Origin of the sequence: Stenotrophomonas sp. NPDC078853, from assembly GCF_044901215.1 — a bacterium.
Lineage (GTDB): Bacteria > Pseudomonadota > Gammaproteobacteria > Xanthomonadales > Xanthomonadaceae > Stenotrophomonas > Stenotrophomonas lacuserhaii.
Genome location: NZ_JBJDOQ010000007.1, coordinates 43179 through 65093, shown reverse-complemented (window position 1 = coordinate 65093; position 21915 = coordinate 43179). Strand labels below are relative to the sequence as shown.

Genomic DNA, 21915 nt, shown 5'->3' with positions numbered 1-21915 from the left:
ATGCAGGCCCGCCCCGTGCAGGCCATGTCACGACGTCGCCACGATCTTTCACGACGGCCCAAGCCCCGCCCCCTTAGCGTGGGGGACTTGTTCCCCTTGCATGGAGTTGCCATGACTGCTTCCCGCGTCCGTCTGCACGTTGAAGACTCCGGTGGGACAGGCCGCCCGGTCGTCCTGATCCATGGTTGGCCGCTGTCGGCTGATTCCTGGAAGGCCCAGGTCCCGGTGCTGCGCGATGCCGGCTACCGGGTGATCGCCTATGATCGCCGTGGCTTCGGGCGTTCGGACAAGCCGGCCGAGGGCTATGACTACGATACGCTGGCGGCCGACCTGGCCGGCCTCATCGAAGACCTGGACCTGAAAGATGTGTCACTGGTCGGGTTTTCGATGGGCGGCGGCGAAGTGGCGCGCTACATCGCCAACCACGGCCAGGATTGCCTGCACAGCGTGGTGTTCGCCGCGGCGGTGCCGCCGTATCTGCTCAAGGGCAGCGACAATCCGGATGGGCCGTTGAGCAAGGAAGCCGCCGATGAAATGGCCGGCGCGTTGGCCAAGGACCGTGAGGCCTTCTTCGACGACTTTACCAGGAAGTTCTTCAGTGCCAACGGCAAGTTGAAGGTCACTGAAGCACAGCGGCTTGAAGCGGTGGCGCTGGCCCACCAGTCCGACCAGGTGGCCGCACTGGGCTGCCAGAAGGCCTTCGGTACAACGGACTTCCGCGAAGACCTGAAGAAGGTCACCGTGCCGACCCTGATCATCCATGGCGACAGCGATGGCACGGTGCCGTACGAGGGCTCGGGCAAGCGTACCCACCAGGCTGTCGCAGGCAGCGAAGTGGTGCTGCTGGAAGATGCGCCGCACGGCTGCAACACCAGCCACGCCGATGATTTCAACCTGGCCCTGCTGAACTTCCTCAAGAAGTAAGCGTTGCCACTTGCCTTCAATGACGCCCGGCCGCCACGCCGGGCGTCATTGCATCCACGCCACGGGAACCTGTCATGCGCAAGTCGACCACGCCGCCCTGGAAGAAGCCCAATCCCAAGGGGCAGGCATCGCGTCCGCTGACGGATGCGCAGAAGGCTGCCGCACGGCGGCGGGCGGAGGAGAACGGGCGACCGTATCCGAACCTGGTGGACAACATGTGGGCGGCCAAACAGCGGTAGAGTCAGGGGCTGCCCGACTACCCGCCCGCCGTGGCCCGGTTACCACCATGACATCCCGTTTATTCGCGTTGCTGTTGCTTGCCATCGCAGGCGTAGGCCACGCGGCCGAGATCGACCGCCGCATCGCGGTCACCATCGACGACCTGCCGTGGGCGCGACTGGACGAGATCCAGCCGCCGGACCTGCAGGCACGCCATCAGGCGTTGCTGGACCAGTTGAAGCAGGCGAACGTGCCGGTGGTCGGCTTCGTCAACGAGAACAAGCTGGAAGTGGGCGGCGTGGTGCAGCCGCAGCGCGTGCAGATGCTGCGCGACTGGCTGGATGCGGGCTATCAACTGGGCAACCATACGTGGTCGCACATGGATCTGAACGCGGAAGGGGTGGAGGCGTTCCAGCAGGATTTCCTGCGCGGCGAGCGGGTGCTGCGTCCGCTGCTGGCCGAGCGTGGACAGGTGCCGGTGTGGATGCGCCACCCGTACCTGCGCGCAGGCCGCACGGCGCAAGACCGGGCCCGCATGGACGGGTTCTTCGCCGGGCACGGCTACCGCATCGCGCCGGTCACGGTGGACAACGGGGAGTGGGTATGGGCCTTCGCCTATGCCAACGTGCTCAACGAACAGGCCGATACGCCTGCGCGCGAGTCCGTGCTGCGGCAGCTGCGGCGAGGCTACGTGCCGTACATGTTGAACAAGCTGGATTACTACGAAGCGCAGTCGGTGACGCTGCTTGGCTATGCGCTGCCACAGGTGTGGTTGATGCATGCCAACGAACTCAACGCGGCGACCTTCGCCGAGCTGGTGGCGGCGACGCAACGACGCGGGTATCGGTTTGTCAGCCTGGATGAGGCGATGCAGGACCCGGCGTATGCGCGTGGTACCACCGGGTATGACGGCCGCTACGGGCCGAGCTGGCTGCACCGCTGGGCAATGGCGGAGAAGCGTCCGAAGACCTTCTATGCAGGTGAGCCGGAAGTGCCTGCGTGGGTGAAGAAGTTGGCGAAGGTGGATTACGAATAGCCGCAGCGGTGGGCGGCATGGCTTCGGTAGCACCGAGCCATGCTCGGCGAGCGCGAAGCGCGGCATGTGTCAGACATCGCGTTGCCGGAAGGCAGAGCCGCCGAGCATGGCTATGCCGGTCGTCCTGACCGACACCCTGCGGGCCGTCGCAGGCGACGTTGGCAGCGGCTCCTGCCGCTGCCTTCGGCGCTACCAGGGGCAGCAACAGGCTCAGCCGCGATAGGTCGCCAGCACGCCATCCAGCGCGGGTTCGGCCTTGAAACCGGCCTTTTCCAGCCGCTTGGCGACTTCGCGCGGCACATCGCGGCCGCTGGTCAGCTTGTTCGGTGCGCCGGTGTAATGGAACAGCTTGCCACCGCTGCGGATCACCCGTGCAAGCTGGTCATAGAACACCTGCGAATACAGTTCGCCGGCGATGCCGAAGCGCGGCGGGTCATGCAGGATGGCGTCCACGCTGTTGCTGGGCAACGCGGCGATTTCTTCGGATACATCGCCCTGCGCCAACTGCAGGCGGCCACCGGAACCGGCCGCGTCCGGATCCGGTGACCACGGGTTGAGCGTGCGCAGCCACAGCACGTCCGGGTTCTTTTCGAACGAGCGGATCTGCACCACGCCGGCGTCCAGGCAGCAGGCAGCGAAGTAACCCAGTCCGCCGCAGGTATCGAGTACGGTCTTGCCCGCCGGGGCGATCAGTTCCACCTTGCGGCGCGCATCGTCGAACGGCGACAGCTTGGCGCTGGGCAGCATCTTGATGCCGTCGATTTCGAAGGTCGGCGCGCCCCATTCGGTGGGCACCAGCTTGATCAGCGATGCGCTGAAGCGTGAGATGGGCAGGAACTCCTCCCCGTCCCAGTAATAAAGCGTGCGGTCCTTTACCTTGCCCGGCCACGGGTAGGACTGGCCACGGAAAATGAAGCCATCGGCAGACAGGCCGACGTCTTCTTCGCTGCGTCCCAGGTCCAGCGAACCGGCCCAGCTGGGCGCGCCGGCATCGGCCGCGCGCTGCAGGGCAGTGGCGGTTTCGCGGGTCAACAGGGGTCCGGAATAGTGGGGCACGGGGGCATTCGCGTAGCAATCAGGGGCCGCTAGTGTAGGACGCAGCGGGTGATCGCGTTACCGGTGCGGGGCTCAGTGCAGGATCATCGACACCAGGAACAGCGCCAGCGGCACTGCGGAAAAGGCTGCACCGGCCAGTGCCAGCCACGGCCAGCGCTCATCGCGCACGCGCGAGGCCAGCACCGCGCAGAACCCACACATGGCCGCAGCCAGCACGCCCACCGCGGTGGCGCTGTTGCCGCTGGCGCCCATCGCGCGGGCCGCCTGTTCGATCAGCACACCGATCACCATGCCCAGCCAGCTGCACAGCCCGAACCAGGGCACCACGCCGCGTTTGATCGCACTTCCTCTTGCTGACATCGCCTGCGCTCCGTTGCCTGCACGGCCGGATGGCCGCCGCCTACAGTAACCGCTTGCTCAGCACTGGCGGTGACGGCGGCGCGCGTTCCACAGGTGGATGGCGGCGATCAGCAGGCTGCCGATCACCGTGACCACCGTCTCGCTGTCGTGGCTGGGGAACTCCAGCGCGCCCGCCAGCAGCAGCGCCAGGCCGGCTGCTGCGGCCAACCAGGCCGGCGCCGGCAGCGGGTGCTGGCGATGGGCGCGCCACAGTGCGAAGCCGGTGACCGGCAGGGCGATGGCCACGAACACAGCGTGTACCCACTCCGCTTCGGCCCACGCACCGAACAGCGGAAGCGCGGCGGCCAGCAGCGGCAGGGCCAGGCAATGCAGCAGGCACAGGCTGGACAGGGCGACGGCGCTGGCGTCGAGCAGGGCGGCTTGGCTGGATTTCATCGGAGGCGGGGACAGGAACTGGGTGTTACATAGTAACACTACGCCGACGGACCTCCTGTCACCACGGCCGCAGGGTCCAGTCGGTTCCGTTCATCTGCAGCACGTGGGTGGGTTGCATGGCCTGCAGCAGGGCGAGGTCGTGGCTTGCCATGACCAGCGTGCCGGTGAACTGGCCGAGCAGGGTTTCCAGTGCGTGCAGCGCCTCCAGGTCCAGCGCGTTGCCCGGTTCGTCCAGCAGCAGCAGGCCGGGGGCCGGATCGGCATACAGGGTGCACGCCATCGCCGCCTTCAGCCGCTCGCCGGCGCTCAGCGTGGCGCTGGTCCGTTCGATGCGCGCGGCATCCAGACCCAGCAGGGCGAGCCGGGTGCGCAGTTCGGCTACCGGCGTGGCCGGGCAGGCCGCCTGCAGTGTCGCCAGGGCGCTGCTGCCCGCGTGCAGCGTGACCAGCGCCTGGTCCAGCAGGGCCGCCGGTACGCCGATATCACAGCTGCCGGCGCGCGGCGCCAGCTGGCCGGCCAGTACCCGCAGCAGGGTCGACTTGCCGCTGCCGTTGTCGCCCACCACGGCCAGCCGCTGCCCGCGCTGCAGGATGAGGTCCAGCGGTGCGCGGCAGCCGTGCGGCAGTTGCATGCCCTGCAGCCGTACGACCTGCTGGCTGGCGTGCGGGCTGGGCGGTGCGAAGGCCACCAGTTGCGTGCTCGGGCTGATTCCGGCGCTGGCGTCGCGCAGGCGGTCGGCACTGTCGGCAAGGCGCTGCGCCTGCAGCTGCGCGCATGCCGTCCGGCGCTGGCTTGTGCGCGCTGTTTCTGCAGTCCCAGCAGGATCGGTGCCTGGTTGGCCTCACGCGCGCTACGTGCACCGCGCGACTGCCGCTGCTGGGCGCGTTCGTGCAGTGCGCGCGCATGCCGTTGCTGCTGCCGGTGCTGCTGTCGCGCATGGTCCAGCTGCGCCTGCGCGGCGGCTTCGTGCACCGCCTTGGCGTGAACGTAGTCCGTGTAGCCACCGCCGAAACGCTGCAGCCCGTGCGCATCCAGTTCGACGATGCAGGCCATCTGCCCCAGCAGTTCGCGATCATGGCTGATCACCAGCAGCCCGCCGCGCCAGCGCTGCAGTGCTTGGCGCAGCTGGGCACGCCGCCGTGCGTCCAGGTGGTTGCTGGGTTCGTCCAGGATCAACCAGTCTGCGCCACTGGCCCATGCGCCGGATAACGCCACCTGCATCGTCTGCCCGCCACTCAGGCGCGCGGCGGGATCCTCCGGCTGCAGGTCGGCCGGCAGTCCGCTGCGCTGCCACTGCAGGCGCAGTTGTTCGCGCAGGTCCCAGCGCTCCCCTACGCGGTTGAAGTCTTCGATGTCGACCTGCCCTGCGCCGATCCGGTCCAGCGCATCCAGCACATCGCCGACCCCGGCCAGGTCGGCCACGCGGCCTTGGGGTGCGCCACTCAGCGCGGGCACCAGGAACACCCGCCCACCGCCATGGCAGCGGCCGGACGTGGGCGCCTGGCTGCCGGCGAGCACGCGGGCGAGCACGCTCTTGCCGACCCCGTTGGCGCCGACCAGTCCGGTGGCGAGAGGATCGAAAGTGAAAGACAGATCGGTAAACAGTGCACGCCCATCGGGCAGGCGGCAGGTCACGCGTTCAAGCGTGAGCGGATGCGTGGTCATGCAGACCTCCAACAGATGCCATCGACTCCCCCTGCGTACAGGGGCGGGAGAAGAATCAGGCCGTCGATGAAGACGGCGGCATCAGTGGCGCATTGGCGTAAGCCTCCAAGTGGATAGGCCGATTATAGGACGGCCGCATGAACCGTACGAAGACGGCTACTGTCCGGGCTGGCGCTGGGTGTTCTGCATGTCTTCGCGTGCCGCGCCATACAGTTCCTGGCGGCGCTTGTGGAAGGCGATGAATTCTTCGCGCGGCAGTGCCTTGGCGAACAGCCAACCCTGGGCGAACTCCACCTGCCGGCTGTGCAGGTAGGCCAGCTGGTCTTCGGTTTCCACCCCTTCGGCCACCACGAACAGGCCCAGCGTCTTGGCCATGTCGATGATGTGGCCGGTGACCGGGCTGGTGGCGCTGTCGGTGCCGATCGCATCGATGAACGATTTGTCGATCTTCAGCGCATCCAGTGGCAGCTGCTGCAGGTACTGCAGGTTGGAGTAGCCCACGCCGAAATCATCGATGGCTACCGCGTGCCCGGAATGCCGGGCCGCGGAGATCACCGCACGTGCCTTTTCGATGTCCATGAAGCCGCGCTCGGTGGCCTCCAGCCAGATCTGCTGGTTGGCGATGCCGGTGCCGGCCAGCTTGGCGGCGATCACCTTCAGCGCACGGCCGCTGATCATGTCTTCCGGTGCCAGATTGATGGCGATGTGCGCGCTGCGGTCGCCGACCAGCAGGTCGCGCATGTCCACGATCACCCGTTGGATCACCTCATCGGTGATCGCCCCGACCAGTCCGCTGGCTTCGGCCAACGGAATGAACAGGTCCGGCCGCACTTCGCTGCCATCGGCGCGACGCCAGCGCACCAGCGCTTCGGCGCCCACGCAGATGCCGGTTTCCAGCTCGATGATCGGCTGGTAGACCACGTACAGTTCATTGCGGCGGATGGCATGGCTCAGCTCGCCTTTCAGCGAATAACGCCGCCGCGACAGCGCGATGGTGCATGCGATCGCCGCTGCGCCCAGCAGCAGGCTGATCGGCACCAGCACCCAGGCTTGCTGCAGGAAAATCCCGGCCATCCCGGTGCGTGGCGTGGTCACGATGGCCAGCCACGCTTCGCTGCGTGCACTGGCGAACAGCAGCGTACCGGCATCGCCGGAGCGTGGTTCGCGCAGCAGCGACTGCAGCAGCGCCTGGTCCGGGAGTGACTGCTGGGCGATCAACCGTCCGTCAGGGGTGGCGATGGCGATGCGGATGTCGCGCGTATCGATCAGGTCGACGAAATGGTACGGGTCCATCAACGCCTCGTAGTCGCCCAGCCGCAACGACAACATGCACCGTCCGTAGGGTGCGCGCGGTTGCTGGTCCAGCTGCAGTGTCGCGCCGTCGGCCGTGGTGTGGTCGGGCTGGCCGGGGGCAAGCGCGGCCACTGGACGGCCCCACGAGGTGCAGCGCACGCGGCCCTGCTGGAAATAGCTGATCTGGTCCACTGACGAGGTGGTGACCACCCGGGTCTGCATCAGCTGGATGTGTTCCGGGCTGCAGGGCGCCAACGGGCTGTGCTGCATGGCCTGCAGTGCAGTGAGCGCCTGCAGGTAGGAGCGGTCGGCGCGCTCCAGGGCGCGTTCGGCGGTTTCGCGCAGCTGGGCCTGGGCGGTGTTGGCGGCGTGGTGCCAGCTCAGCCAGGTCATCATCGCCAACGGCAGCGCAGCGGCGAGCAGGCCCACCAAGGCCATCAGCAGCTGCATGCGCATGCGGTTCATCGACGGCTCCGTGTCCGGGGGTAGGCGTTCGGCCAGGCACTGCCTGCAGGTGTGCCTTGCCCACCAGCGTAGCTGAACGCTGTGGTGGAGTGGGGGAGCGGTCGGCGCGGGCGCCGCCGGTGTGGGCTGCCTGCCTGGCAGGGCATCGGCCAAGGCGGCCAGAAACGTCAGCCGGCGTCTTCACTGGGGATTCCGCGCCCGCGGAACACCATGCCGCCGACCTCCCTGCCGATGCTCCTGCCGATGCGCGTGCCTGCCTGCTTCTGTGTGCTGTTGTTGGCCGTTGCCTGCGGGCCGGCGCAGGCGCGCACGGTGTACCGCTGCGTGCAGGGCAACACGGTCAGCATGGCAACCGCGCCGGAGCCAGGATCGCGCTGCACGGCCAGGGAGATCGATGACAGCGCCGTGCAGGCGCCCAACCTGTGGGGGAACATGGGGGTGTTCAGCGGCACCCTGTACGAACGCGAGCAGGACGGCAGGCTGGTCTACTCCACCCGCAACCTGCCCGGATCGCGGGTGTACCTGAAGTTCACCGTGGCCACCCCGCCTGGCGAGCCGGCGCATGCCGGGCTGGGGCGCGTCGGCGCGGCACAGCTGGCACCCCATGCGAAACAGTTCAAGGCGGCGGCCAAGGCCACTGGCGTGGAAGATGCCTGGCTGCGGGCGATCGCCCATGCAGAGAGCGGTTTCGATGCGGCCGCGGTGTCGCCGAAGGGCGCGCAGGGGGTGATGCAGCTGATGCCGGACACCGCCAGCGACTACGGCGTGCAGGACCCGCTTTCGGCCGCGCAATCGATTGATGGCGGCGCCCGCCACATGCGCGCGCTGCTACGCCGCTACAAGGGAGACCACGTGCTGGCGGCGGCTGCCTACAACGCGGGCATCGGCGCGGTGAGCCGCTACAACGGCGTGCCGCCGTACGCCGAAACGCTGGCCTACGTGGAAAAAGTGATGGCGTTGTACGCGCGCTACCGCGAGGCGATGGGCATCCGCAGCGAAGTGCCTGCGCGCTGAGCGTGCCGCGCGGACGTGCTGCGGGAACGCGCGCGGCGGCACCGCCTTGGCACGCGTTGCGGCAGCAGCTATCGTCCTGCCTGCGAAAAAAACGAAGTGATGCAGATGGTGCGTGTGCGATGGATCATCGGGATTGCCGCGGTTACCGCACTCGCGGTTGCGGCCACCTTCCTGCCGCGAACCGTCACCGGGCCGGTGCCCGCAGGACCGGCACCGACCCCCCTGGGCTGGACCGCGCAGCTGCAGCCGTTGGCCGGCGATGGCGTGCCGGGCCTGCGCGACGGGGCGGCAGCGCAGGCGCGCTTCTCCGATCCGTATGCGCTGCTTGCGCTCGACGATGGCAGCCTGCTGCTGGCCGACGCCGGCGACAACAACCGGATCCGTCGGGTGGCCGCCGATGGCAGTGTGTCCACGCTGGCCGGCAGCACCGAAGGGCTGGCTGATGGGCCGGCGCTGCAGGCGCGTTTCCACACGCCTTCCGGGTTGGCGCGCGATGCGGCCGGCGTGGTGTACGTGGCGGATACCGGCAACCATGCGATCCGCCGCATAGGCCTTGATGGCCAGGTCACCACGCTGGCTGGCGGCATCCGCGGCTTCGCCGACGGGCCGGCGGCCCAGGCACGTTTCGATGGCCCGATGGGCGTGGCGGTGGATGGGCTCGGCAATGTCTACGTGGCCGATACCTGGAACGACCGCATCCGGGTGATCAGCCCGGATGGCAGGGTGCGGACCCTGGCCGGCGGCGGTGAGCCGGCGCACATCGATGGCTTCCCCGGCGTGGCCCGCTTCGATACCCCGGTGGCCCTGGCGTGGGACGGCGACGGTGCACTTCTGGTGGCCGATTTCCACAACAACGCGATCCGCCGGATCGGCATGGACGGGCAGGTGGATACGCCGGTGCCGTCCTCCAACGTGATCAATGGTCCGCTGTCGCTGGCGCGCAGCCATGACGGCGTGCTGTACGTGGGCGACCGCAGCGGGCGCATCGTCCAGGTATCGGCGCAGGGCCACCAGATCGCACTGGTCGGCACCGGCCAGGTACCGCGCCTTGCCCGCCCCAGTGGCATGGCGGTGGCCGCTGATGGCAGCCTGCGGGTGGCCGATGCCGCGGCGTGGCGCCTGCACCGGGTGGCCGTGCTGGATCCGGGCCAGGCGCCTGCACCGGCACGGGTGGGACCGGCTGATGATGCGCCGTTGCCGCGCACCGAGGGCCGCTGGCCGCTGGCGCCGCAGCAGGGCTGGCACGAGGTGGTGGGCACGCTGGGCGAGGTGCGCGGCAACTTCAAGGGCGACAGTCGCCACCACCTGCACGATGGCTTCGACGTGCGCGGCGATGTCGGCCAGACCGTGCTGGCGATCGCCGATGGCAAGATCGACAGCCCGTTGTCCAGTTGGACCGTGGGTGGACAGGCCGAAGGGCTGGAGGTCGGGCCGCTGCGTTACCTGCACATGCGGGTGGGCCGCGATCCGCGCGGGGTGGCCTTCGACGAACGCTGGCAGCAGCTGTTCGATGCGGAGGGCAAGCTGGAGCGCATCCGCCTGCGCCGCGGTACGCGGATCCACGCCGGCGACCGTCTGGGCAGCATCAACAGCCAGACACACGTGCACCTGAGCGTGGGCAGCAGTGGCTTCCAGCGCAATGCCGCGCTGCTCGGGTTCAACGGCTTCGTGGACAGCGTGGCGCCGCGCATCACCGATGTGGCGCTGCTGGACGACGCCGACCAGCCGCTGCGCGCCGATGCCCAGGGACGCGTGCCGGTGTCACGCAGGGGGCGCGGCGTGCAGATCGTGGTGGAGGCCTGGGACCAGGTGGACGGCAACCTGCCGCGCCGACGGCTGGGCCTGTACCAGGTGGGTTACCAGATACGGGATGCGGCCGGGCAGCCGCTGGCCGGCTACGAGCAGCCACGCTGGAACATCGTGTTCAACCGCATGCCTCCGCAGCAGCAGGCGGTGCGCGTGGCGTATGCGCCGGACAGCGGCATCACCGTGCACGGCAGCGCGGTCACCCGCTTCCGTTACCTGGCGACCAACACCGTGCGCGATGGACTGATGGCGGCGGGACGCTGGCAGCCGGCGGCCTTGCCCCCGGGTGAGTACGTGATCCAGGCGCACGCGCGCGACCACAGTGGCAACGATGCGCTGGGCGGGCGCGATCTGCGCGTGGTGCTGGTCGACTGAGTCGCGGCGTGCGGGGGCTGCCGCCTCGGCTCAGGCGCCGACGCGCAGCCGTTCGGCGTCGAGGTCCTCCAACGGGCGCACTTCGATGCTGCCAAAGCGTGCCCACGGGAAGCTGCGGGCGATGCGCAGGGCGCTCTCGTGGTCGGGTGCCTGGATCAGGTTGAACCCGGCCAGCAGTTCGCGGGTTTCAGCGAAGGGCCCGTCCAGTACGCGTTCCTCGCCACGGCGTACCCGCAACGTGCGGGCTTCTTCGATCGACTGAAGTTTCTGCGATGCCAGCAGCGTGCCTTCGGCCTGCAGGGCATCGGCATGCTGCAGGCATGCGCGCATCAGCGCATCGAATTCCTCGCCGGGCAGGGCACCCAGCAGGGCGGGGTCGATGTAGATCAGCAGGGCGTACTGCGGCATGGGGGGACGTCCGTTGGCGGCGGGTGCCCATGATCGCGCAGACCCGCGCCAGGCTGTGTTGCGGCGCCGCATCGGGGCGTGCTGCATGGCCCTGCACGTGACCGGATGGCGGGTGATCCAGCGTTTGCGGGGGATGTCGATTTCCCTGCCCGTGGTTCGTCGACATCATGAAGGCCGGGCACTACCGGCTGCTTTGGGAGCGTAGACATGAAGGTGATGGTTTTCGTCAAATCCAATGCCAGGATCGAGGCGGGCACCCTGCCCAGCACCGATGAAATGATCGCCATGGGCAACTTCAACGAAGCGCTTGTGCGCGCCGGGATCCTGCTTGCGGGGGAAGGCCTGCATGCCAGCGCCCGAGGCAAGCGCGTGCGCTTTGGCGATGCGACGCCGCCGCAGGTCGAGGCCGGTCCGTTTGCTGATCCCGGCTCGCTGGTGGCCGGCTTCTGGCTGTGGCAGGTGCGCTCGCTGGACGAGGCGCTGGAGTGGGCGCAGCGCGCTCCCTTTGCGCCGGGCGATGTGCTGGAACTGCGGCCGATCATGGCCGAAGAAGATTTCGGCGAGGCCTTCACCACCGAACTGCGCGAGAAGGAACAGCGCCTGCGCGAACAGAGCGCCGCGCGCTGAGAGCATTCCATCCATCCACGCTTGCACGGGAGTATCGAAGATGAAACTGATTCCATTCCTTGGCTTCAAGGGCCAGGCACACGAAGCGATGGCGTTCTATGCACAGGCGCTGGGCGGCAAGGTCACTGCGGAAATGCAGTACCGCGACATGCCGCCTTCCGACGGTTCGCCCGGCTGCAACGAGATGCCGCCGGAGACCCTGGATCATGTCGCGCATTCGCAGCTGGAGGTGGGCACGGCGGTGCTGATGGCCGCCGACGGCCCGGGCGAGGAGGGCGGTGGCAGCACCACGATCAACGTGGACGTGGATACCCCGGAGGAAGCCGAGCGGGTATTCGCCGCGCTGGCCGAAGGCGGGGTGGTGCACATGCCCATGTCCGAAACGTTCTGGGCGCATCGCTGGGGCATGCTGCAGGACCGCTATGGCAAGCCGTGGATGGTCAACTGCATGAAGACGCCCTGAGCATGCAGGAGCGACTGCGGGCATTGTGGCGGATGGAGTCGCCGGGACTGATCGCGCGCCTGGCACGCGTGCTGGGCGGTGACATCGGCCGGGCCGAGGAGCTGGTGCAGGACTGCTGGCTGGCCGCGCTGGAGCGTTGGCCGCTGGAGGGCATGCCGGACAATCCAGGAGCCTGGCTGATGACCGCTGCGCGCAACCGTGCCATCGATGTGCTGCGCCAGCGCCAGCGGATTGCCGGGCAGCATGCGCAATGGGGCGAAATGCTGCATCCAGCCGCAGCGTCAGCGCCGGATGACGACGATGCGCTGGGCGATGACATCGGCGATGACCTGCTGCGACTGGTGTTCGTGGCCTGCCATCCGGTGCTGTCGGCCGATGCGCGGGTGGCGCTGACCCTGCGCCTGCTGGGCGGGCTGACCACGCAGGAAATCGCCCGCGCGTTCCTGCAGCCCGAGCCGACCATCGCCCAGCGCATCGTGCGCGCCAAACGCACGCTGGAACGCAGCCAGGTGGCCTTCGAGGTGCCGCGCAGCGCGGAGCTTCCGGGGCGTCTGCACTCCGTGCTGGAAGTGGTCTACCTGGTATTCAACGAGGGCTACGCGGCCAGCCACGGCGAAGACTGGATGCGCCCGGCGCTGTGCGAGGAGGCGCTGCGGCTGGGGCGGGTGCTGGTGGCGCGGCTGCCTGCGCATGCGGCGGTGCACGGGCTGCTGGCACTGATGGAACTGCAGGCCTCGCGCGGCGCCGCGCGCACCGATACGGACGGGCGTGCAGTGCTGCTGGAACAGCAGGACCGCGCGCGATGGGACTGGCTGCAGATCGAGCGTGGGCTGGCGGCACTGCAGCGTGCGCGGGAGTTGCGCGGTGACGACGACCGCTATGTGCTGCAGGCCGGCATCGCGGCCTGCCATGCACGTGCGCGGGTTGCCGCGCACACCGATTGGGCGGCGATAGCGGCGCTGTACGACCGTCTGCTGCAGGTGCAGCCGGGCCCGGTGGTGGCGTTGAACCGGGTGGTGGCGGTGCTGCGCGCGAAGGGCCCGCTGGTGGCCTGGGGGCAGCTGCAGCCGCTGCTGCTGGAACCACGGCTGCAGGCACATGCGCCGTTGTGGGTAGTGCGGGGGGAAGTGCTGGCCCGGCTGGGGCGTGATGAGGATGCGCGTGCGGCGTTCCTGCACGCGGCTGGATTGAGTGGAAACGCGCGCGAACGCGAGGCGCTGGTGGCGCGCGCGGATGCGTTTGGGTGACGCTTGGGATTGACGGCCAGCGGCCGTCACTACCGGGGCATGCAGCGGCTACACTCGAGGTCTTGTCGCAGTCCCTGCTGGAGAGAGCAATGAAGCGAGTGGTAATGAGCGTGCTGGCCCTGTCGGTGTCCACCGCGGTGATGGCGGCGACGCCCAAGTTCGATGGCGCGCGGATCTCCGCCGACGTCAAGGAACTGGCCTCCGATGCCTACGAAGGCCGCTCACCGGCCACCGCCGGCGAGGCGAAGACCATCGCCTTCCTGAGCCAGCAGTTCGCTGCCGCCGGCCTGCAGCCCGGTGGTGACCTGCAGGACGGAAAGCGCCTGTGGACCCAGGCCGTGCCGTTGCTGAAGGGCGACATCGTCGGCACCCCGCAGCTGTCCCTGCAGCAGGGCGGCAAGGCCGTGCCGCTGGAACAGGGCAAGCAGATCGCCGTTCGCGCGGCAATGAACGGTGCCCACCAGGTCGACATCAGCAAGGCCCCGCTGGTATTCCTCGGCTACGGCGTGAAGGCACCGGAAAAGAACTGGGATGACTTCAAGGGCGTGGACCTGAAGGGCAAGATCGCGGTGGTGCTGATCAACGATCCGGACTTCGAGACCGGCCAGGGCGACTTCGACGGCAAGGGCATGACCTACTACGGTCGCTGGACCTACAAGTACGAAGAAGGCGCACGCCAGGGCGCGCTCGGTGTGCTGATCGTGCACGAGACCGCGCCGGCATCGTATGGCTGGGCCACCGTGGCCGGATCCAACACCAACACCATGTTCGACGTGGTGCGTGAGACGCCGGCCGAAAGCCACCCGTTGCTGGAAGGCTGGATCCAGCGCGACCTCGCGGTGGACCTGTTCCGCTCGGCCGGCCTGGATTTCGAGGCGCTCAAGCAGCAGGCGCAGCAGCGCGGTTTCAAGCCGGTGCCGCTGACCGGCGCCAGCCTGGATGCGAAGTACGCGGTGAAGACCGAGGTGATCACCTCGCACAACGTGGCCGCGCGCCTGGAAGGCAGCAAGCACGCTGACGAAACGGTGGTGTACAGCGCGCACTGGGACCATATCGGCGTGGGTGAGCCGGATGCCCGCGGTGACCGCATCTTCAATGGGGCGCTGGACAACGCCAGCGGCACGGCGTCGCTGGTGGAACTGGCACGGGGCTTCGCCAAGGCGCCCAGGCCGCAGCGTTCGCTGTTGTTCCTGGCGGTGACTGCCGAAGAGAAGGGGCTGCTGGGTTCGGAGTACTACGCGACCCATCCGCTGTACCCGCTGGAAAAGACCGTGGCGGTGATCAACATGGATGGCATGGCGCCGTTCAGTCCGTCGCGCGATTTCGGCATCTACGGCACCGCGCGCTTCGAGCTGCTGGACCAGCTGAAGGCCGTGGCGCAGCGCTGGGACATCCGCTATACGCCGGATCCGAAGCCGGAAGCCGGCCTGTTCTTCCGCTCCGACCATTTCCCGTTCGCCAAGCGTGGCGTACCGGCGCTGTCCTGGTCGGCCGGGCAGGACTGGGTGGACGGCGGTATCGCGGCGGGCAGGAAGGCATCGGACGACTACACCGCCAAGCGCTACCACCAGCAGGGCGATGAGTGGCAGCCGGACTGGAAGTTCGCTGGCGCCGCGCGTGACCTGGAGGTGCTGTACACCTTGGGCAGCGAGCTGGCGAACTCACGTGCGTGGCCGAACTGGAACGCCGAAGAAGCGTTCCGCGCGGTGCGCGACCAGAGTGCTGCGCAGCGCCGCTGAGGCGGGGTGGCTGACGGCCAGCGGCCGTCACTACCGGGGGAAGAGCGTGACGACCAACGGTCGTCACCCACCAAGGCAAAGGGCTGACGGCCAGCGGCCGTCACTACCGGGGGAACAGCGTGACGACCAACGGTCGTCACCCACCTGGGCAAAGGGCTGACGGCCAGCGGCCGTCACCCACCGGGGCAAAGGGATGACGGCCAGCGGCCGTCACTGCCAGGTGGCGGTTGGTCGGCTGATTCCCGGCTTTCGTCGCCGGGTGCTTGCGGTGGTGGGCTGGCGCACTATGCTCGGCCCATTCCTTCGTTAAGGCAGCCTCCGTGTTCCCCAGCGTCTCCTTGATCTTCCGACACCTGTTGGCCTGGACGGCGGCGTTGATCGTGGCCGGCATGGTCTGGAGCGGGCTTTTCAGCGGCATGAACGATGGTCCGGGCTGGGTGTTCGGGCTGCTGGCGATGTTCCTGATGCTGTCCGCGCTGGGCAGCGCGATCACCCATGTGCGTCGGGTGTGGCTGGTGGCCGGCAAGCTGGACGGCAGCACGCTGTCCAGCCGCCAGCGCCGGCAGATCGAGCTGCCGATGGATGCCGGCCCGGCCTTCGCCCTGCTGGAATCGGCCATTGCCGAGCTGCCGCGCGTGGAAGACATCGAGAGCGCATCGGGCAGCCTGCAGGTGCGTGCGTACGTGCGCCGGGTGGATCCCTGGAATGGCCGCCAGCCTTCGCGCTGGAACCTGCCGGCGCGGCTGGCGATCAAGCGCAACAGCATCCTGGCGACGATCACCCCGGGCCAGGGCACCAGCACGGTGACGCTGTTGTTCGAACCCGATGCCGGCTGGTGGGCCGACCTGTTGGCGTTGGATGAGGGCAGCAACTACGAGAACGCCGAGGCCGTGACCCGAGCCGTCAGCCGCCGCGTGGCCGACCAGCGTCGCGACGAACAGGCCGCCGCCGAACAGACCCACGTGGAAAAAGAACTTTCGGTCGCGCGCCTGAACCTGCTGCACGCGCAGGTGGAACCGCACTTCCTGTACAACACGCTGGCCAATGCGCAGGTGCTGACGCGCACCGATCCGGCACGTGCGGACGTGATGCTGGGCCACCTGATCCAATACCTGCGCAGTTCGTTGCCGAGCATGGACGAGTCGGTGTCCACGCTGGGCGTGGAGCTCGAGCGTACCCGTGCCTATCTGGAAATCCTGCGCATCCGCATGGGTGCCCGGCTGGGCGTGGACGTGCAGGTGCCCGATGCGCTGCACAGCGTGCAGCTGCCTTCGATGGCGCTGCAGACGCTGGTGGAAAACGCGGTGAAGCATGGCCTTGAACCCAAGCCCGGCGGCGGCACGATCTGGATCATCGCGCGGGCCTTCGATGACCACGTCACCGTGACCGTGGCCGACGACGGCCTGGGCTTCGGCCACGGCACCAGCGGTACTGGCATCGGCCTGAAGAACCTGCGCGAACGCCTGCGCCTGACCTGCGGTGAACAGGCCGGGGTGGCGATCGTCGCCAATTTCCCCAGTGGCGTGGCCGCCACCATGACCCTGCCGCAGGTTGCCAAGGAGCCGCGCCATGCCGCTTGATGCGTTGATCGCCGAAGACGAAGAGCTGCTGCGTAGTGCGCTGGTGGAGCAGTTGCGCCGGCTGTGGCCGGAGCTGCGCATCGTGGCCGAGTGCGAGGACGGCGCCAGTGCGTTGGAGCAGTTGGCCGAAAAGCAACCGGACATCGCCTTCCTGGACATCCGCATGCCCGGCATCAGCGGCATCCAGGTGGCGCGCGCGATGGGCGAGCTGAGCCCGCGCACGCAGGTGGTGTTCGTCACCGCCTACGACCAGTACGCCATCGATGCCTTCGAACAAGGCGCCATGGACTACCTGCTCAAGCCGGTCAGCGACGAGCGCCTTCTGGCCACGCGCGAGCGCCTGCTGGCGCGCCTGCCTTCAGCGCGCAACGACGATGCCGTGCTGGAACGACTGCTGCAGCGTCTTGGCAACGGGCAACCGCGCGCCGACGCCCCGCCACTGGCCTGGATCACTGCAAGCAATGGACGCGATACCGTGCTGATCATGCTCGAAGACGTGGTGTATTTCCGCGCGGACAACAAGTACACCACGGTGGTTACCGCGGCCGGCGAAAGCTTGTTGCGTACCCCGCTGCGCGAGCTGCTGGAGGCGCTGGATGCGCGGCAGTTCAGGCAGGTGCATCGCTCCACCATCGTCAACATGAAGGCCGTGGCGGCGGTCAGCCGCGATGACACCGGACGCGGCGTGCTGCGCCTGCGCGACCGGCCTGAAACGCTCACCGTCAGTCAACCGTTCATGAGCCTGTTCCGCGGCATGTAAAGCCGCCCCGGGCCAACAAGGAAGGACCGTGCCATGCGTTATCTCACCACCCTGCTGAGTTGCCTGCTGTCGTTGTTCGGTTGCCAGGACAAGGTCACCAGCACCTCGATCACCCGCATCAGCGAACAGGGCATCGACCAGCTGTTCAGCCGCACCTCGGTGCGCGCGGAAAGCGCGTCGTTCAACTGCGTCCGCAGCGCCAGTGGGCGCTGCTATTACCAGGTCTTCAAGGAAACCTGCGACGGCCAGCAGCGCTGCGAACGCGGCATGCTGCAGGCCTTCGACATCCGCGCTGGCCACACGCAGAAGCGGGAAGGCCTGCCACAAGGCTTCAGGACCTGCGTCAGCAGCAGCGCCAGCGTCCCCTGCCAGTAACCGTCAGAAGGCCGGTTGCAGGGTGAGGTCGCGATGGCTGCTGGTTTCGCCGACGTGGTTGAGGCGGCCGACCAGTTCGCTGTGCTGCCGCATGCGCCCGATCTCGGTCATGATGCGGATGTCTTCGTGGCGCAGCTCACGCCGGCTGGTGACGGCCTGCTTGTAATCCAGCACTTCCGGATAGTGCTCGGCCATGCCCAGCGCATCGGCCACGCATTCCACGCTGTCGGCGCTGGAGGTAATGCGCGCGCGGCTGTTGAAGGCCTTCATCCAGCGCTCGAAGCCGGCCTGCTGGTCGAACATGTTGGCCATGAACCAGATCACGAACAGGATCGAGACCCACGAACCGATGATGATCACCACGCGGGTGAAGGTGATATGGAAGTCATCGCGCCACAGGTAGTTGGCGATCAGGCCGAGGATAAGCAGGGAGGAGGCCTGCCAGCCGACGATGGAGGCCATCAGCCATTGGCACTTCGCCTGCGCCAGCACGGCGACCTCGTCGCGGATCTGCTGTTCGCTCATGCCGCGCCAATGGGCGACCTGTTTTTCGAACGGACTGTGGTACAGCTCGTTGTCGCGTAACAACAATCCTAGACCTTTGAACAAAGCAATCATGGCGGGCTCCCTGTTGGAACGTGCGGCGATGCGTTGAGCGGTGAGGCGGATTCAGTTCTAGCACTTCCAGCGAGGGGTGCAATAAGGGCGGCGCGAAGATCGCGCGGGCGGCCGGGATGAATACGTAGGCAGCCGACGGGCGTGATGCGATGCAGCATCGGCGGGATGGCCTGCGACAAGATGTCGCAGTGGAAAACGTGCTGCGGCCGCACATCCTTCGCTGCGGCGGACACCGTGAGGCGTCCAGTCACCGCCGATGACCGACAATGGGCCGGAAACGCGCAATCTGCGCCGACCCGACGAGTCTTGAGCCGCCGCATGTCTTCTCCGCTCTCTCCGCTGACCGCCCCGATCCGCCGCTGGGTACTGGACGCCTTCCCGCGCGGCCAGAGTGGCATCGACTACGACCACCCGGCGGGCGACCCTGGCTGGTTCGGGCCGGACAGCATGACCTGGCGGGTGCATGCCGAACTGCCTTCGATGCTGGCGGGCGGGCTGTGCGCGTTGATGCTGCAGCTGTTGCATCCGCGTGCGCTGGCCGGGGTGTATGACCATTCCAATTTCCGCCAAGACCTGGTCGGCCGGCTGCGCCGCACCACCGCGTTCGTGGCCGGCACCACCTACGCGCCGACAGCCGAGGTGGAAAAGCTGGTTTCGCGTGTGCGCCGCATCCATGCCAACGTACGTGGCAGCGTGGATGGCGTGCCCTACGCGGCGGATGATCCGAAGCTGTTGACGTGGGTGCACGTGACCGAGGCGTATGGCTTCCTGCAGGGTTTCCGTCGCTACGGGCGTGCGGTGCCCGGGCCGCTGGCCGACCGTTACTACGATGAATACCGGCGCGTGGCCGAGGCGCTGGGCGCCACCGGCGTGCCGCGCAGCGAAGCCGAAGTGGACGCTTGGTTTGCGCTGCAGCAACCGCAGCTGCGGTTGGATGAGCGGGCCCGCGAGGTGCTGCAGGTATTGCAGTCGGTGCGGCTGCCGGTACCGGTGCCGGGCCTCTCGCGCGATGTGTTCCTGGGGGCGGCGGCGGCGCTGCTGCCGCCGTGGGCAGGCGAGATGCTGGAACAGGGAACGCGGCAACGGCTGCAGGCGCGCGCTTCGATGCGCGTGCTGCAGGGCGCGGCGCCGTTGTTTCGCCGCGCCTTGCCGGATGGCCTGGCCAGCCGCGCGTGTGCGCGGATGGGGGTCGGGGTGGGGGTGTTGAAGGTGTGGCCTGGGGGAGGGCGTGACGACTGACAGTCGTCACCCACCAGGCCGGATCACCCGCCGAGACCTGCTGCTTACCAGACCTTGACGCGCTTTTCCGGTGCCAGGTACAGCTTCTGGCCTTCCTTGACCTCGAAGGCCGGATACCACGCATCCAGGTTGCGCACGGTCAGCGCACGGAACTGCCCCGGCGCGTGCACGTCGGTCAGCAGGGAATTGCGCAGTGCCTGTTCGCGGCTCTTGCTGCGCCATGCCTGGGCAAAGCCGAGGAAGAAGCGCTGGTCCGGGGTGAAACCTTCCAGCGTTTCGCCCGGCTTGCCCTGCAGCGACAGCTGGTACGCATCGTAGGCGGTGCCGAGGCCGGCCACGTCGGCGATGTTCTCGCCCAGCGACAGGCGCCCGTTGACGTGCACGCCGGGGAACGGCTCGTAGCTGCTGAACTGTGCCGCCAGCGCGTCGCCGGCCGCGTTGAACTTCTCCAGGTCCTGCGGCGTCCACCAGTTGTGCAGGCGGCCGGTTTCATCGAACAGTGCGCCGGCGTTGTCGAAGCCGTGGCTGATTTCATGGCCGATCACCGCACCGATGGCGCCGTAGTTCACTGCATCGTCGGCCGCACCGTCGAAGAACGGCGGCTGCAGGATGGCGGCCGGGAACACCAGGCGGTTTTCCAGTGGCACGTTCATCGCATTGATGGTCTGCGGCAGCATCGCCCACTCGCCGTGGTCCGGCGCCTTGCCCAGCTTGGCCAGGTTGCGCTGGTATTCGAACTGCTCGGCGCGCTGCGCGTTGCCGAGCGGATCATCGCGCTTGATCTCCAGGCCGCTGTAGTCACGCCAGCTGTCCGGGTAGCCCATGCCGACCTTGAGCCCGGCGACCTTGGCCTTGGCGCTGGCCTTGGTCTGCGGAGACATCCAGTCCAGTGCATCGATACGTTTGCCGAAAGCGGCGATGATGTTCCTCGCCATTTCGTCGGCACGTTCCTTGGTCTTCGCATCGAAGTGTTTTTCCACGTAACGCTTGCCGATGGCCTCGCCGATGGCATGGTTGGCATCGTCCACCGCGCGCTTCCAGCGATCGCTCTGCTGCGGGGTGCCGCTCAGCGCGGTGCCATGGAAGGCGAAGCGCGCATCGGCGAACTTCTTCGGCAGGTAAGGGGCTGCGCGGTCAAGCGCGTGGAAGGTCATGTAGTCCTTCCAGGCCTCCAGCGGCTCGGTGGCGACCAACCGCGACAGGCCGGCCACGGCCTTCGGCTGCCACACGATGAAGTCCTGCTGCTGCGACAGTCCGGACGCTTCCAGGAACGCAGCCCAATCCATGCCGGGTGCCTTGGCGCTGAAGTCTTCGCGGGTCCACGGATTGGCACCCTTGGCCACGTCGTTGGTTTCTTCCTGGGTGGCGTGCGCCTTGGCGATCTTGGTTTCCAGGGCGACGATGCGCTGCGCCTTGGCACCTGCATCGGCAACGCCGGCCAGGGTCAGTACCTGGCCGATGTATTCCTGGTATTGCCGGCGCAGCTCGGCCATGCGGCCATCGCCGAGGTAGAAGTCACGGTCCGGCAGGCCCAGGCCGCCCTGCACCAGGTAGGGCGCGGTGCGTGCCGGCTGCAGCAGGTCCACCGACACCCACAGGCCGAACAGGCGGTCGGTATAGAAATTGGTGGCATTGAGCAGGTCCACGTCGGCGCGCACGTCGGCACCCAGCGCCCGCGCCAGGGCGGCCTTGTCGGCCAGTGCGTCGATCGCCTGCAGCTGCGGCTGCACCGGCGCCAGCCCGCGCTGTTCAATCCCGGCTTCGTCCATGAAGGCGGCGTAGTAATCGCCGATCAGCTTGTCTTCGCCGCTGGCCTGGGCGTTGTTGGCGGCGCCCTCCAGGATGGCGCGGGTGTCGGCCTGGGTCTTCTCGGCGATCACGTTGAAGCTGCCGAAGCGCGAACGGTCGGCCGGGATTTCGGTGTTCTTGACCCAGGTGCCGTTGGCGAAATCAAAGAAGTTGTCGCCAGCGGCGATGCTGCGGTCCATGCCGTCGGCGTCGAAACCGAAGCTGCCCAGCTGCGGCCCGGGCGCCTGCTCGGCCGCTGCCTGCTGTTGCGCAGCGGGCGCGCTGGGCGGGGTGTCGCCGCTGCACGCAGCCAGCGAAAGGGACAGGCTGGCGGTGATCGCCAGCAGCAGGGGAGCGCGACGCAACGTAGGCATGAAGTACTCGGGCGACGGGAAACCGCCAGTCTAATCCCTGCTGGTGGGC

20 protein-coding genes and 1 pseudogene are annotated in these 21915 nt (G+C 67.8%); 13 read left to right on the top strand and 8 right to left on the bottom strand.

Features of this window, described 5'->3' with window-relative positions; genetic code table 11:
• Positions 1-111: 111 nt before the first annotated feature.
• The 3 genes from ACI2JH_RS09410 to ACI2JH_RS09400 all read left to right on the top strand — a co-directional run bounded on the left by ACI2JH_RS09410 (position 112) and on the right by ACI2JH_RS09400 (position 2179).
• Positions 112-924, top strand: coding sequence for an alpha/beta fold hydrolase (locus tag ACI2JH_RS09410; protein WP_404736037.1), 813 nt, complete (start codon positions 112-114; stop codon positions 922-924).
• Between the two features lie 74 nt (positions 925-998).
• Positions 999-1163 (top strand): hypothetical protein, encoded by a 165-nt coding sequence (locus ACI2JH_RS09405; protein ID WP_404736036.1) that lies wholly within the window; start codon positions 999-1001, stop codon positions 1161-1163.
• Between the two features lie 47 nt (positions 1164-1210).
• Positions 1211-2179 carry a polysaccharide deacetylase family protein gene (locus tag ACI2JH_RS09400; protein WP_182657243.1) on the top strand — a complete coding sequence of 323 codons (969 nt, stop codon included), beginning with the start codon at positions 1211-1213 and terminating at the stop codon, positions 2177-2179.
• Positions 2180-2389: 210 nt separating this feature from the next.
• On the opposite strand, the gene ACI2JH_RS09395 is transcribed toward ACI2JH_RS09400, so the two are convergent.
• From ACI2JH_RS09395 to ACI2JH_RS09375, 5 genes and pseudogenes are all read right to left on the bottom strand, one after another.
• Positions 2390-3235 (bottom strand): class I SAM-dependent methyltransferase, encoded by an 846-nt coding sequence (locus ACI2JH_RS09395; RefSeq protein WP_404736035.1) that lies wholly within the window; start codon positions 3233-3235, stop codon positions 2390-2392.
• Positions 3236-3307: 72 nt separating this feature from the next.
• Positions 3308-3595 (bottom strand): hypothetical protein, encoded by a 288-nt coding sequence (locus ACI2JH_RS09390; protein WP_197974362.1) that lies wholly within the window; start codon positions 3593-3595, stop codon positions 3308-3310.
• Positions 3596-3652: 57 nt separating this feature from the next.
• Entirely contained in the window at positions 3653-4030 is a 378-nt protein-coding gene (locus ACI2JH_RS09385) for a MerC domain-containing protein (protein ID WP_404736034.1), read from the bottom strand.
• A 58-nt stretch (positions 4031-4088) separates the two neighbouring features.
• Positions 4089-5695, bottom strand: a pseudogene (locus tag ACI2JH_RS09380) (ATP-binding cassette domain-containing protein).
• Between the two features lie 156 nt (positions 5696-5851).
• Positions 5852-7453, bottom strand: a complete 1602-nt coding sequence (locus tag ACI2JH_RS09375; RefSeq protein WP_319275350.1) for an EAL domain-containing protein — start codon at positions 7451-7453, stop codon at positions 5852-5854.
• A gap of 243 nt (positions 7454-7696) precedes the next feature.
• On the opposite strand from ACI2JH_RS09375, the gene ACI2JH_RS09370 reads away from it, so the two are divergent.
• Together ACI2JH_RS09370 and ACI2JH_RS09365 are read left to right on the top strand one after the other, a co-directional pair.
• Entirely contained in the window at positions 7697-8467 is a 771-nt protein-coding gene (locus ACI2JH_RS09370; protein WP_319275421.1) for a lytic transglycosylase domain-containing protein, read from the top strand.
• Positions 8468-8572: 105 nt separating this feature from the next.
• On the top strand, positions 8573-10648 hold the full coding sequence (locus ACI2JH_RS09365; protein ID WP_404736033.1) for a gluconolaconase: 2076 nt from the start codon (positions 8573-8575) through the stop codon (positions 10646-10648).
• A gap of 30 nt (positions 10649-10678) precedes the next feature.
• Here the strand turns inward: ACI2JH_RS09365 and ACI2JH_RS09360 are convergent, their stop codons facing one another.
• Complete coding sequence (locus ACI2JH_RS09360) at positions 10679-11056, bottom strand: YciI family protein (protein WP_404736032.1); 378 nt, start codon at positions 11054-11056, stop codon at positions 10679-10681.
• Positions 11057-11263: 207 nt separating this feature from the next.
• On the opposite strand from ACI2JH_RS09360, the gene ACI2JH_RS09355 reads away from it, so the two are divergent.
• The 7 genes from ACI2JH_RS09355 (at position 11264) to ACI2JH_RS09325 (ending at position 17847) form a co-directional block, all read left to right on the top strand.
• Positions 11264-11683 carry a YciI family protein gene (locus ACI2JH_RS09355; protein WP_319275347.1) on the top strand — a complete coding sequence of 140 codons (420 nt, stop codon included), beginning with the start codon at positions 11264-11266 and terminating at the stop codon, positions 11681-11683.
• Positions 11684-11723: 40 nt separating this feature from the next.
• Positions 11724-12146 (top strand): VOC family protein, encoded by a 423-nt coding sequence (locus ACI2JH_RS09350; protein ID WP_404736031.1) that lies wholly within the window; start codon positions 11724-11726, stop codon positions 12144-12146.
• 2 nt (positions 12147-12148) lie between these two features.
• On the top strand, positions 12149-13393 hold the full coding sequence (locus tag ACI2JH_RS09345) for an RNA polymerase sigma factor (protein ID WP_404736030.1): 1245 nt from the start codon (positions 12149-12151) through the stop codon (positions 13391-13393).
• A gap of 89 nt (positions 13394-13482) precedes the next feature.
• The gene (locus ACI2JH_RS09340; RefSeq protein ID WP_404736029.1) at positions 13483-15132 is read left to right on the top strand and encodes a M28 family metallopeptidase; all 1650 of its coding nucleotides are present in this window, start codon (positions 13483-13485) and stop codon (positions 15130-15132) included.
• 320 nt (positions 15133-15452) lie between these two features.
• Entirely contained in the window at positions 15453-16712 is a 1260-nt protein-coding gene (locus ACI2JH_RS09335) for a sensor histidine kinase (protein ID WP_101099825.1), read from the top strand.
• Complete coding sequence (locus tag ACI2JH_RS09330) at positions 16702-17472, top strand: LytR/AlgR family response regulator transcription factor (protein WP_404736028.1); 771 nt, start codon at positions 16702-16704, stop codon at positions 17470-17472. The genes ACI2JH_RS09335 and ACI2JH_RS09330 overlap by 11 nt, the downstream gene beginning before the upstream one ends.
• Before the next feature lie 33 nt (positions 17473-17505).
• On the top strand, positions 17506-17847 hold the full coding sequence (locus tag ACI2JH_RS09325; protein ID WP_182657231.1) for a hypothetical protein: 342 nt from the start codon (positions 17506-17508) through the stop codon (positions 17845-17847).
• Between the two features lie 3 nt (positions 17848-17850).
• Here ACI2JH_RS09325 and ACI2JH_RS09320 read toward each other — a convergent pair whose 3' ends face one another.
• Positions 17851-18465, bottom strand: coding sequence for a hypothetical protein (locus ACI2JH_RS09320; protein ID WP_042612764.1), 615 nt, complete (start codon positions 18463-18465; stop codon positions 17851-17853).
• A gap of 318 nt (positions 18466-18783) precedes the next feature.
• Here ACI2JH_RS09320 and ACI2JH_RS09315 point away from each other — a divergent pair, with 318 nt between their 5' ends.
• Positions 18784-19704 (top strand): oxygenase MpaB family protein, encoded by a 921-nt coding sequence (locus ACI2JH_RS09315; RefSeq protein WP_404736027.1) that lies wholly within the window; start codon positions 18784-18786, stop codon positions 19702-19704.
• A 44-nt stretch (positions 19705-19748) separates the two neighbouring features.
• Here ACI2JH_RS09315 and ACI2JH_RS09310 read toward each other — a convergent pair whose 3' ends face one another.
• Entirely contained in the window at positions 19749-21866 is a 2118-nt protein-coding gene (locus tag ACI2JH_RS09310; protein WP_404736026.1) for a M13 family metallopeptidase, read from the bottom strand.
• Between the last annotated feature and the right edge of the window lie 49 nt (positions 21867-21915).